Annotated in this window: 12 protein-coding genes; 4 read left to right on the forward strand and 8 right to left on the reverse strand. The window is 70.7% G+C overall.

The window, feature by feature from the left end; translation table 11 throughout:
* The first annotated feature begins 279 nt into the window (after positions 1-279).
* The 4 genes from JK364_RS51770 to JK364_RS51785 all read left to right on the forward strand — a co-directional run bounded on the left by JK364_RS51770 (position 280) and on the right by JK364_RS51785 (position 4,383).
* Positions 280-558, forward strand: coding sequence for a glutaredoxin family protein (locus JK364_RS51770; RefSeq protein ID WP_201858443.1), 279 nt, complete (start codon positions 280-282; stop codon positions 556-558).
* Between the two features lie 116 nt (positions 559-674).
* Positions 675-1,598, forward strand: a complete 924-nt coding sequence (locus tag JK364_RS51775; RefSeq protein ID WP_201858444.1) for an HAD family hydrolase — start codon at positions 675-677, stop codon at positions 1,596-1,598.
* A 516-nt stretch (positions 1,599-2,114) separates the two neighbouring features.
* A complete protein-coding gene (locus tag JK364_RS51780) occupies positions 2,115-2,921 on the forward strand; it encodes an ECF subfamily RNA polymerase sigma factor, BldN family (protein ID WP_201858445.1) in 807 nt (268 codons plus the stop codon).
* A gap of 217 nt (positions 2,922-3,138) precedes the next feature.
* Entirely contained in the window at positions 3,139-4,383 is a 1,245-nt protein-coding gene (locus JK364_RS51785; RefSeq protein ID WP_201858446.1) for a DUF5667 domain-containing protein, read from the forward strand.
* A gap of 51 nt (positions 4,384-4,434) precedes the next feature.
* Here JK364_RS51785 and JK364_RS51790 read toward each other — a convergent pair whose 3' ends face one another.
* The 8 genes from JK364_RS51790 to JK364_RS51825 form a co-directional block, all read right to left on the reverse strand.
* On the reverse strand, positions 4,435-5,481 hold the full coding sequence (locus JK364_RS51790) for a lysophospholipid acyltransferase family protein (RefSeq protein ID WP_201858447.1): 1,047 nt from the start codon (positions 5,479-5,481) through the stop codon (positions 4,435-4,437).
* A gap of 14 nt (positions 5,482-5,495) precedes the next feature.
* Entirely contained in the window at positions 5,496-6,539 is a 1,044-nt protein-coding gene (locus tag JK364_RS51795; RefSeq protein WP_201858448.1) for an NAD-dependent epimerase/dehydratase family protein, read from the reverse strand.
* A 212-nt stretch (positions 6,540-6,751) separates the two neighbouring features.
* The gene (locus JK364_RS51800) at positions 6,752-6,850 is read right to left on the reverse strand and encodes a 30S ribosomal protein bS22 (protein WP_003948845.1); all 99 of its coding nucleotides are present in this window, start codon (positions 6,848-6,850) and stop codon (positions 6,752-6,754) included.
* Positions 6,851-6,978: 128 nt separating this feature from the next.
* A complete protein-coding gene (locus tag JK364_RS51805; RefSeq protein WP_014053989.1) occupies positions 6,979-7,188 on the reverse strand; it encodes a helix-turn-helix domain-containing protein in 210 nt (69 codons plus the stop codon).
* Positions 7,189-7,317: 129 nt separating this feature from the next.
* Positions 7,318-8,133 carry a phosphatase gene (locus JK364_RS51810; RefSeq protein ID WP_201858449.1) on the reverse strand — a complete coding sequence of 272 codons (816 nt, stop codon included), beginning with the start codon at positions 8,131-8,133 and terminating at the stop codon, positions 7,318-7,320.
* Positions 8,134-8,468: 335 nt separating this feature from the next.
* Positions 8,469-9,641 (reverse strand): acetoin utilization protein AcuC, encoded by a 1,173-nt coding sequence (locus tag JK364_RS51815; protein ID WP_201858450.1) that lies wholly within the window; start codon positions 9,639-9,641, stop codon positions 8,469-8,471.
* Positions 9,610-10,818 (reverse strand): MFS transporter, encoded by a 1,209-nt coding sequence (locus JK364_RS51820; protein ID WP_201858451.1) that lies wholly within the window; start codon positions 10,816-10,818, stop codon positions 9,610-9,612. The genes JK364_RS51815 and JK364_RS51820 overlap by 32 nt, the downstream gene beginning before the upstream one ends.
* A 24-nt stretch (positions 10,819-10,842) precedes the next feature.
* Positions 10,843-11,499 (reverse strand): HAD family hydrolase, encoded by a 657-nt coding sequence (locus JK364_RS51825; RefSeq protein WP_201858452.1) that lies wholly within the window; start codon positions 11,497-11,499, stop codon positions 10,843-10,845.
* Positions 11,500-11,573: the final 74 nt, after the last annotated feature.

Raw genomic sequence — 11,573 nt, forward strand, 5'->3', positions numbered from 1 at the left:
GTCTTTGTGAACGCGTGCACAAAGATGGTGTCCGCTTTGTCCGAGCAAAGTGACCGGTGTCACGCGCCTTATCGAGCCAGCCACGGAACCACTACCTGCGTCGCACCGTTTCCCGCGGGCACACTCGCCCCGCTGGGCCGCCGACCGGAGCACAAGCCCTCACTCCTCACCTTTTTACCCCCGGACAGCAACAAAACGCCCACGATCGTAATCGACCGAGAGCCCACTTCCGTACTCGTCGGGAACTGCCCGCCCACGCGGGCGGGCACACTTGTGGGCATGAGCCCGTTGCTGCGCCGCACCCCGCGGAAGAAGCCCACCGAGCGCACGGTCACGCTGATCGGCAAGCCCGACTGCCATCTGTGCGAGGACGCCGAGGCCGTGGTCGAGGAGGTCTGCGGCGAGCTGGGCACCCCCTGGGAGAAGAAGGACATCACCCAGGACGAGGAGCTGTACCGCGCCTACTGGGAGCAGATCCCGGTGGTGCTCATCGACGGCGAGCAGCACGACTTCTGGCGGGTGAACCCCCAGCGGCTGCGCACCGCGCTCGGCGGCTGATTCCGGCCCCCGCACCGGGCCCGCTCCGCCCTTGCGCGCCTCCCTTTCGCGTAACCTGAATCGGCCCGACACCCGGGCGTAACGGGATGCGCCGGAGCGCTGGCTATGCTCGCTTCATGGCCGCACTGGGATGGTTCACCCGACGTCGACGACCCGCCACCGAGCGGAGTGTCCTCGCCGGAGAGGCATCGGCCGAGGCCGCGCGCAAGTCGTCGGCCGAGACCCCCGCGGCGCAGCTCCCCGCCGAACCGGAGTTCCCCGTCGTCGGGGACGAGCGGGCCGCCGCCTTCTTCGACCTGGACAACACGGTCATGCAGGGCGCCGCGCTCTTCCACTTCGGCCGCGGCCTCTACAAGCGGCACTTCTTCCGCAAGCGCGAACTCGCCCGCTTCGCCTGGCAGCAGACCTGGTTCCGGATGGCCGGGGTCGAGGACCCGGCGCATATGGAGGACGTGCGCAGCAGCGCCCTGTCCATCGTCAAGGGCCACCGGGTCTCCGAGCTGATGTCGATCGGCGAGGAGATCTACGACGAGTACATGGCCGACCGCATCTGGCCCGGCACCCGCGCGCTCGCCCAGGCCCACCTGGACGCCGGGCAGCGGGTCTGGCTGGTGACCGCCGCGCCGGTCGAGACCGCGACGATCATCGCCCGGCGGCTGGGGCTGACCGGGGCGCTGGGCACGGTGGCCGAGTCGGTGGGCGGCATCTACACCGGCCGGCTGGTCGGCGAGCCGCTGCACGGCCCGGCCAAGGCCGAGGCCGTACGGGCGCTGGCGGGGGCCGAGGGGCTGGACCTGACCCGCTGCGCGGCCTACAGCGACTCCGCCAACGACATCCCGATGCTGTCGATCGTCGGCCATCCGTACGCGGTGAATCCGGACACCCGGCTGCGCAGGCACGCCCGTGAGCACGGCTGGCGGCTGCGCGACTACCGCACCGGACGTAAAGCGGCCAAGATCGGCATCCCGGCGGCGGCCGGGGTGGGCGCGGTGGCGGGCGGCACGGCGGCCGCCGTGGCCCTGCACCGCCGGCGCCGCTGACCACCGGCGGCCCCGAGGCCCATCGGGCCCCCGATCCCCTCGCTGACCCCCGCTGACCTCCCGCTGAGCCCCTTCCGGAGTGCCCCGTTCGGGCGGTGCTGACCGCCTGCGTACGACCGTGACCGAGGACGGTCAAAGCTGACCGCCGATCGCACTCCGTGACGACGTGCCCATCGATACACAGCGTCACCAACCGAACGCGCCCGCCCTGTTTCGGTCATTCCGCGCTTCCTACCCCACAGCGCCCCCGCCAGTCCCCTTACCGCCGCTTTGTCACAACACGCCACACAATCGCACAACCCACGAACGGTTCCGGTCAATTGGCGGTACACGTTCGATACTTGATGCGTCGTCAATCCATAACAGAGCGAACGGAAACGATGATTTGAGCAACTGGGTGTAGTGCCGCCTGTACGAAGCGTTATTCTCCTTAGACGCAAATCGGTACCCACGCGTCCCTACGGCGGGTGACGGTCCCGTACTGCACGTGATGGAAGCTCTGCCTCTGGGAGTCCCGTGTACCCACACGTCGGGGTTGACGCCTCGGGCCTGGCTACGCTGCGCGCAACGGTCCTCGACTGTCTGCGCGGCTTCGTCCCCACCGCGTATGCCGTCCCCGCCCTCGCCACCCCACAGCCCGCCAGCCCAGCCGTCGGCACGGTCGACCGCCCCGGCCAGGCCGGTCCGTGCTACGCCCTGGCGGACGGCGGTGCCGCGGTCGGCAGACGTTCCCGCGGCTCCGCCCCCACCGCCCGGCGCCCCGGCGCCGACAGCGACAGCCGCCGCATGATGGACCTCGTCGAGCGCGCCCAGTCCGGAGAGGCCGAGGCGTTCGGCAGGCTCTACGACCAGTACGCCGACACGGTCTACCGCTACATCTACTACCGCGTGGGCGGCCGGGCCACGGCCGAGGACCTCACCAGTGAGACGTTCCTGCGCGCCCTGCGCCGCATCGGCACCTTCACCTGGCAGGGCCGCGACTTCGGCGCCTGGCTGGTGACCATCGCCCGCAACCTCGTCGCCGACCACTTCAAGTCCAGCCGCTTCCGGCTGGAGGTCACCACCGGCGAGATGCTGGACGCCAACGAGGTCGAGCGCAGCCCCGAGGACTCCGTCCTCGAATCGCTGTCCAACGCCGCCCTGCTGCAGGCGGTGCGAAAACTCAACCCGCAGCAGCAGGAGTGTGTGACACTCCGCTTCCTCCAGGGCCTCTCGGTCGCCGAGACCGCCCGGGTCATGGGGAAGAACGAGGGTGCGATCAAAACGCTTCAGTACCGGGCCGTACGCACCCTGGCCCGGCTTCTCCCGGACGACGCCCGCTGACCGCCCGTAGCCTCCCGGCCACGGTCCGTCGGTCCGTCGGGAGGGCCCTCGGGGAGGGCGTAACCCGGGTGCTGCGCCGCTCGTTGTGGGGGATGCAGGCGCCTTGTGGTCGTGCCTTGCCCGTGATCCACTCACTCGATCGGGTGGATGCGCACATGGCACGGAACCCTCGGGTGTCCTGGGGAGTCGACCGTCACGACGAGAGGAGGTGCCGCCTGTGATCGCGAACGTATCGGCACACCGGCGGGCGAACGCCTTCGCCAAGGCCCTGGAGGCCCTGGAGGCCCTGGAGAGCAACCACCAGGCCGCCCGGGACGAGACGCCGCAGCAACAGCCAGGTTCCCCATCGGCGGAGAGCGCCGAGCGGAGACGGCTGCTGGCCCTGGCGAGCGGGCTGGGCGAGCTGCCGGCACCGACATTGGACCCGGAGGTCCGCGTCACCCAGCGGGCGCAGCTGCTCGCCGCCATGGAGGCGGCCTTCGCCGAGGGGGCGCCGCGCGTTCCCGAGCAGCGCCGCCGTCCCAGTGGCGCCCACCGGGCCAAACCCCCGGTGGCAAGATTCCGCCCCCGTTCCCGCTGGTCCAAGGGGCTCGCGGCCGGGGGGCTCACGGTCGGCGTGGCGGCGGGCGCGTTCGGCGGCGTCGCCGCGGCCAGCTCGAACGCGCTGCCGGGCGACACCCTCTACGGGTTCAAGCGCGGTATGGAAGACCTCAAGCTCGAGATGGCGGACGGCGACGCCGACCGGGGCCGGATCTACCTGGACCAGGCGTCCACGCGGATGAGCGAGGCGCGCCGCCTGATGGAGCGGACCCGCACCGGCGATCTGGACCATGACTCGCTGGGCGAGATCCGCCGGGTCCTGGCCGGGATGCGCCATGACGCCTCCGAGGGCCACCGGCTGCTGCACCAGGTCTATCAGCGCGACGGCTCGCTCGGCCCGATCCAGCAGCTGTCCACCTTCTCCCAGGCCCACCGCGACGGCTGGAGCCGGCTGCGCGAGCAGCTGCCGGTCCAGCTCATGGACGTCGGCGACGAGGTGAGCTCGGTCTTCGACGCCATAGACCAAGAGGTCGGTCCGCTGCGGGCGTTGCTGCCCACGAAGAAGGAGCAGCAGACCCAGTCCGGCCCGCAGACCGGCCACCCGCCGCAGCGCGCGGGCGGGCTGGACCCGGACGACCGCCCGGCGTCCGCCTCGGCCACTCCGAGCGGCAGCCGCACCGACGACAAGACGGCCCCCCGGCCGCACCCGTCGTCCTCGGCGAGCACCCACAGCCAGAGCGGCGGCCTCGTGGGCGGGGCCGGCGATCTGCTGGACCCGCCGCTCGGCGGCGGATCGAGCCCCAGCCCGTCCACGGGCAAGGGCGACCCGGGCAGCAAGCCGTCCCAGCCGGACATCACCATTCCCCCGCTGCTCCCGGACCTGCTGCCGGGCCTGAGCATCGACGGCGACGACACGAGGTGAAAATGGGCTGGGGGTGGTGTGCGCCGCACACCACCCCCAGGGACCAAGCCGTCAGAAGAACACCGACCGCCGCTGGACGAGCAATTTATAGAGCGTGTGCTGGATCGTTTCTCGTACCTGGTCGGTCAGGTTGAACATCAGCATCGGGTCGTCCGCCGCCTCCGGCGGATGCCCGTCGGTGGGGATGGGCTCGCCGAACTGGATGGTCCACTTCGTCGGCAGCGGCACCGCGCCCAGCGGCCCGAGCAGCGGGAAGGTCGGCGTGATCGGGAAGTACGGAATGCCGAGCAGCCGGGCCAGCGTCCTCGCGTTCCCCACCATCGGGTAGATCTCCTCCGCGCCCACGATCGAGCACGGCACGATCGGCGCCCCCGCGCGCAGCGCCGTCGAGACGAAGCCGCCCCGCCCGAAGCGCTGCAGCTTGTACCGCTCCGAGAACGGCTTGCCGATCCCCTTGAAGCCCTCCGGCATCACCCCGACCACCTCGCCGCGCTCCAGCAGCAGCTGGGCGTCCTCGGCGCAGGCGAGGGTGTGCCCGGCCTTGCGGGCCAGCTCGTTGATGACCGGGAGCACGAAGACCAGATCGGCCGCGAGCAGCCGCAGATGGCGCTTGGCCGGGTGGTTGTCGTGCACCGCGACCTGGAGCATCAGCCCGTCCAGCGGCAGCACCCCGGAGTGGTTGGCGACGACGAGCGCGCCGCCGCTGTCGGGGATGTTCTCGATCCCCTTCACCTCGACCCGGAAGTACTTGTCGGACAGCGGGCGGAGCAGGGACATCAGCACCTGCTCGGTCAGATCGTGGTCGTAGCCGAAGTCGTCGACCTCGTAGTCCCCGGTGATCCGGCGGCGCAGAAAGCTCAGTCCGTGGGCCAGCTTGCGCTCCCAGTCGCCGCTGCCCGGGGCGGGCTTCGGCGGGTCGGGCGGCAGGGGCGGCACGGCCGCGGCCGCCGTCTGGGGGCGGTGCTCGAGCGCCTCGTCGCGCTGCTGCGGTACGGGCTTGAGCGAGCCCTGGGAGCGGCCGCCACGGCCCAGCCGGGGGACCTTCCTCCGGGACGACCGGGGTTCCTCACCGAACGGAATGACCTTGGCGTCCGCCATGGTGGTTGCGCTCCTTAAGGCTGGGCGCCGGCGGGCAGCAGCGCGGCGAGCCGGTCGATGGTACGGGCGAGGGTCTCGGGCGGGAGCAGCCCGGGGCCGCGGCTGTGCGCATAGTCCGCGAGGGCGCCGGCGGTGGTGTGCTCGGGTTCGAATCCCAGGGTCTCGCGCATCTGGGTGGTGGCCACGACCCGGCCGTGGGTGAGCAGCCGGACCTGCTCGGGCGAGAAGTCGGTGATGCCGAGGGACCGCAGCGCGGTGCGGGCCCAGCGCAGGGTGGGCAGCAGCAGCGGCAGGGTCGGGCGGCCGAGCCGCCGGGCGGCCTGGGAGAGCAGCAGCACCCCGTCTCCGGCGATGTTGAACGTGCCGCTGTTGAGCGTGGACCGGCGCGGCTCGGAGGCCGCGATCCGCAGCACCTCGATGGCGTCCTTCTCATGGACGAACTGGAGCCGCGGGTCGTAGCCGATGACGGTGGGCAGCACCGGCAGCGCGAAGTACTCGGCAAGCGGGGAGTCCGCGCACGGCCCCAGGATGTTGGCGAAGCGCAGCACGCACACCGCGACATCGGGGCGGCGCCGGGCGAAGCCGCGGACATATCCCTCGACCTCGACGGTGTCCTTGGCGAAGCCACCGCTGGGGAGGGATTTGGGCGGGGTGGTCTCGCTGAAGACGGCGGGGTCGCGGGGCGCGGAGCCGTACACATTGGTGCTGGACTTCACCACCAGCCGCTGCACCGACGGGGCCTTCTGGCAGGCGCCGAGCAGCTGCATGGTGCCGATGACATTGGTCTCCTTGACCGAGGCGCGATTGCCGCGCGCGCCCAGCGGAGTGCCGTTGATATCCATGTGGACGACGGTGTGGACGCCGTATTCGGCGAGCAGTTTCCCGATCGTGGGATGACGGATATCCGCCCGGACGAAGTCGGCCCCGCCGAGGTGGTGTTCGGGCGGCACGGCGTCCACGCCGATCACCCGCTCCACATCGGGTTCACGCTGTATGCGCCGGACGAAACGGCCTCCCAGCCGACGAGCGACTCCGGTGACGAGCACGACCTTTCCCAAGATCAGCGCCTTCCTTCCCACCCTCGTCCGAGCCGGGCTGTGCCGAACACCGTAACCGCTCGGTGTTGCGCTGTGATGACCACTCGCCGCGCGGTGCGACGTTTTAAGCCGGGGCCAAAGGGGCGAACGTGGCTTCAGGCCGCTGCCACCCACGCACCGCAGCCCTCCCACCGGTGGTGGGAGGGCTGCGGGACGAACACAGCGTCGCTTGCTTACTTCTTGTTGCGACGCTGGACGCGCGTGCGCTTGAGCAGCTTGCGGTGCTTCTTCTTGGCCATCCGCTTGCGCCGCTTCTTGATAACAGAGCCCACGACTACCCTCGCTCACTTCGATTCACTCGGTGCGGGGCGTCCGAGCCCACACGACCTACATCGGGCCAGCCTACCCGGCACCGAGCGAACCACGTAATCCGAGGGTCCTCCCCGGGCCCGGAAACGGCCTAGGCGGACTCCACCCCCACATACGATTCGCGGAGGTATTCATGAACCGCTTGCTCTGGGACCCGGAAAGACCTGCCCACCCGGATCGCCGGCAGATGACCACTGTGCACCAAGCGGTACACGGTCATCTTGGACACTCGCATCACCGAGGCGACTTCCGCCACGGTCAGAAACTGAACCTCGTTCAGAGGCCGTTCGCCAGCAGCCATGACAACACCTGAACCTTCCGCACATGTCGGGCACCGGCTTCCCCTCCGGTGACTCCTGGTCGCATGCGCGCTCCACCCCAGATTAGGGGCGGGTGATGCAAGTGGGGAAGAGGAGTAGCGATCGGACGCCTACTGTGACAGACACGCTCGATTGAGTACATAGCGAGTAATCGGCCGGTAGTAACCAGACCGCACACCGTCATCAAGCGGAACGGCGACGGACACCCGCCCCTCGGCCTCCCCGACGAACAGCGCGGGGTCGTTCGTGTCCCCTGGCCCGATGGCCTCAAAGCCCAGCTGACCTGCTCCGCAGACCCATCCATGGTCCCCGATGACCAGTCCCGGCAGGGGCCCGCCGGACTCCGCGGCACGGCCGAGGGCAACCCGAACCGGGAGCGGCGAATGACTGTGGGCGCCCGGCTCACTCGCGGTCGGGCGAGCGCCGGGCGCCCGCACCATCGCGACACCTCGTACGTAGGTGAGCCGGTGGGTACGTACGCCGAATCGCGTCGTTATGTCGATACATCTACCCTGCGCGGGAGTGAGGACACGGCAGCCCGCCGCCGAGAGCGCCGACGCCAACGCGGCGTAGAAGCCGAGGAGACGGTGGGGATGGCCGGTGCCGAGGAGCACCGGGAGCCGGTCCCGGGCGGCGCCGCGCAGCCGGTCCGCGAAGGCGTCCAACGCGGCGATCGTCAGCTCCGGATCGATCATATCCGGCCCCGAAACATTGGCCGGGTCGATCGAAACCCCGCATTTCTCGCTCATCAGGCCGAGCAATTCCATAAAGGACCAGTCGTATTCGGGCTCCAGCCCGAGCAGCACCCGGGGGTCCCGGGCCACGAAGAGCCGATAGCGGCGCAGGCTCTCCTCCCGGCTCGTGGCCACGGGCCCGGCGAGCCGCGCCGCCAGCAGATGCGCGCGCAGCGCCGCGGTACTCAACACGCCACCGATGCTGGCGGACCCACCCCCTCGGTCGCCCGGATACGCGCACAGACCCCACGGTTGGCGTAACGGCCGCTAGGCGGCGTCCGCCACGTGGCAGGGGCTCCGCCCCTGGACCCCGGAGTCTGGGGCGAAGCCCCTGCCTCCCAGCCCCTCCAGGGGGCGCACCTCCCAGCGGTAGCTGGGGGAGTTCGAGGAGCGGGGTCTGGGACGGAGCCGCGCCTTCCAGCCCCTCCGGCGCTTGAGGAGCGGGGTCTGGGGCGGAGCCCCAGTTGTGGGAAGGGGCGGGGAGGGGAACAGCCCGCCGCAGGCGCCACGCCCCGCCAGCCCAACCTTTACGGCAGCAGCCCGTGGTGCGGAAAGACCGCCCGGCGCGTCGCCAGGATCGCCTGGTCCAGCCGATCCGCGGGGTCGTACCCCGCCTCGTGGAAGTCCTGCCAGTCCGGCTCCCGCCCGTCCGTCATCCGCCGCGGCGCGTCCATCCGGGTCCGCCGGTACACCTCCTGCCGCCACTCCTCCGGCACCGGCGAGGTGGCCTCCACCGGCCGCCCGGCCGCGATCGCGACCAGATGCGTCCAGGACCGCGGCACCACGTCCACCACCGCGTAGCCCCCGCCCCCGAGCGCCACCCAGCGCCCGTCCGCATGGTCGTGCGCCAGCCGGTGACAGCTCTCGGCGACCGCCCGCTGCGCGTCGACGGTCACCGCCAAGTGGGCCAGCGGATCCTCGACATGGGTGTCCGCGCCGTGCTGGGTCACCAGCACCTGGGGGCGGAACGCCGCCAGCAGCTCCGGCACCACCGCGTGGAAGGCCCGCAACCAGCCCGCGTCCGAGGTCCCGGCCGGCAGCGCCAGATTCACCGCCGAGCCCTCGGCGCCCTCCCCGCCCGCCTCCTCCGGCCAGCCGGTCTGCGGGAACAGCGTCCGGGGGTGCTCGTGCAGCGAGATCGTCAGCACCCGCGGATCGTCCCAGAAGGCCGCCTGCACCCCGTCCCCGTGGTGGACGTCCACATCCACGTACGCGACCCGCTCCGCCCCCAGCTCCAGCAGCCGCGCGATCGCCAGCGCCGCGTCGTTGTAGATGCAGAACCCGGACGCGCTCCGGGGCATGGCGTGGTGCAGCCCGCCCGCGAAGTTCACCGCGTGCAGCGCCTCCCCGCGCCATACGTCCTCGGCCGCGCCCACCGACTGCCCGGCGATCAGCGCGGACGCCTCGTGCATCCCCGCGAAGGCCGGGTCGTCGATCGTCCCGAGGCCGTACGAGCCGTCCGCCGCCTCCGGGGCGGCCGAGGCGCGCCGTACCGCCTCGATGTACTCCTGCCCGTGGACCAGGCGCAGCGTCGACTCCCCCGCCGGCTTGGCGGCCACCACCCGGACCGCCCGGTCCAGACCGTACGCCTGCACCAACCGCATGGTCAGCGCCAACCGCACCGGGTCCATCGGATGCCCGGCGCCGAAGTCGTATCCGGTTACTTCCTCATCCCACATCAACTGTGCGCGGCCGCTCATGCCCGTCACCGTATCCGGCTGGTACAGGGCTGAACGACCTCGCGTACCGGATCGTCACCAGCACAAGCGCCATCGGCACCAGCATCGCCGCACGGTAGCTCCACGCCCCGCCGAGGGCGCCGACGAGCGGGGAACCGATGAGGAAGCCCACGTAGTTGAAGATGTTGAGGCGGGCGACGGCGGCGTCGGACGCCCCGGGGAAGAGCCGCCCCGCGGCCGCGAAGGTCTGTGGCACCAGTACGCACAACCCCAGCCCCAGCAGCGTGAACCCGGCCATCCCCACCCATGCCCCGGGCGCCGCCGCCACCACCGCGAAGCCGCCGCCCGCGAGCAGCGCCCCGGCCCGGACCACGGCGACCGCGCCGAAGCGCCGCACCCCGAGGTCGCCGAAGGAGCGGCCGAGGAGCGTGGTGATCATGTAGACGTTGTACGGGACCGTGGCCAACTGCTCGGAGCTGTGCAGCACGTCCTCCAGGTACTTGGCGCTCCAGTTGGAGACGGTGGAGTCGCCGATGTAGGCGAAGGCCATGACGAGACAGAGCGGCAGCAGAACCCGCATGCTCACGGTGGTCTCGTCCCTGACCACTTCGGTGGGCCCGGCGCCCTGGTGATCGAGGTACCAGCGGCCGGCGATCAGTGCGATGGGCACCAGGATGGCCACCAGCGGCGCGTAGAGCGTGGACAGCGGCAGATCCCAGTGCGCCCCCGCCCAGGCGAGCGAGGCCCCAATGATCCCGCCCAGGCTGTACGCGCCATGGAAGCCGAGCATGATGCTGCGCCCGTACGCGCGCTGGAGGCTCACCCCGAGCATGTTCATCGACGCGTCGAGCGCGCCGACCGTCAGCCCGAACACGGCGAGCGCCACGGCGAGCTGCCACACCGTCGTCCCCGACCCGGCGGACAGCAGGGCGAGGGAGACGATGGGCTGCACCACGCGGAGGACCAGCCCCGGACGCAGCCGCTTGACGAGATGCTCGGTGGCGACGCTGCCCACCCCGGCGAGGATCGGCACGGCGGCCAGGAAGAGGGGCAGCAGCCCGTCGGATATCCCGTACCGGTCCTGGAGCGCGGGTATGCGCGTCACCAGCAGAGCGAAGATCGCGCCCTGGACGAAGAAGCTGATGGCCAATGAGGCCCGGCCCTGCCGTAGCCGGCGGCTCGGACGCGAATCCGTCATGCACGTGGAGCGTACGGCCCCGAGCTACTTGTGGGTAGAGGTGAGCAGCCCTCGCAGTTCGGCCATCTCCACGAAGAGGCCCCGGGCCGCGGCGAGTTTGGCGGCAGGCGTCATGGCCGTGTAACCGTACACATCCATCCCGGCGGCCAGCGCGGCCTGGACCCCGAGCGGGCTGTCCTCGACGACGGCACAGCGCTCGGGTGCCACGCCCATGCGCTCGGCCGCATAAAGGAACAGATCCGGGGCGGGCTTGCCCCGGCCCACGTCCTCGGAGCTGAAGATATGGCCCTCGCCGAAGAGGCCGTACAGCCCGGTCGTACGGAGGGCGACGCGGATGCGCTCATGGCTGCCGGAAGAGGCGACGCAGTACGGAACGCCGTCGGCCCGCAGCTTCTCCAGAACCTCGGCCACACCGGTGACCGGCCGCAGCTCGCGGCGGAAGGCGTCGAAGACCCTGCCGTGAAAGGTGGTGTCGAAGTCCGGCGGCAGCCGCCGGCCCGAGCGCTCGAGGACCAGGTCGTGGATGCGATGCATGGCGGAGCCCATGTAGTCGCGTATGGAGTCCTCGTAGCTGGTGGGGTGCCCCAACTCCGTGAGGTAGGCGGCGAGAAGCCGATTGGAGATGGGCTCGCTGTCGACGAGCACTCCGTCGTTGTCGAAGATGACCAGGTCATAGCGCATACGGTCAGCCTACAAACAGAAATGCGAAAAGCCCGGCCGAGAGCCGAAGCTCCCAACCGGGCTTTTCATAAAAT

Source organism: Streptomyces endocoffeicus (assembly GCF_016741935.1).
Lineage (GTDB): Bacteria > Actinomycetota > Actinomycetes > Streptomycetales > Streptomycetaceae > Streptomyces > Streptomyces endocoffeicus.

Excerpts from the sequence above, each read along its gene's own strand:
- JK364_RS51770 (WP_201858443.1), top strand. The coding sequence starts at position 280 with ATGAGCCCGTTGCTGCGCCGCACCCCGCGGAAGAAGCCCACCGAGCGC.
- JK364_RS51775 (WP_201858444.1), top strand. The coding sequence starts at position 675 with ATGGCCGCACTGGGATGGTTCACCCGACGTCGACGACCCGCCACCGAG.
- JK364_RS51790 (WP_201858447.1), bottom strand. The coding sequence starts at position 5,481 with ATGGCGGACGCCAAGGTCATTCCGTTCGGTGAGGAACCCCGGTCGTCC.
- JK364_RS51805 (WP_014053989.1), bottom strand. The coding sequence starts at position 7,188 with ATGGCTGCTGGCGAACGGCCTCTGAACGAGGTTCAGTTTCTGACCGTG.
- JK364_RS51815 (WP_201858450.1), bottom strand. The coding sequence starts at position 9,641 with ATGAGCGGCCGCGCACAGTTGATGTGGGATGAGGAAGTAACCGGATAC.
- JK364_RS51820 (WP_201858451.1), bottom strand. The coding sequence starts at position 10,818 with ATGACGGATTCGCGTCCGAGCCGCCGGCTACGGCAGGGCCGGGCCTCA.
- JK364_RS51825 (WP_201858452.1), bottom strand. The coding sequence starts at position 11,499 with ATGCGCTATGACCTGGTCATCTTCGACAACGACGGAGTGCTCGTCGAC.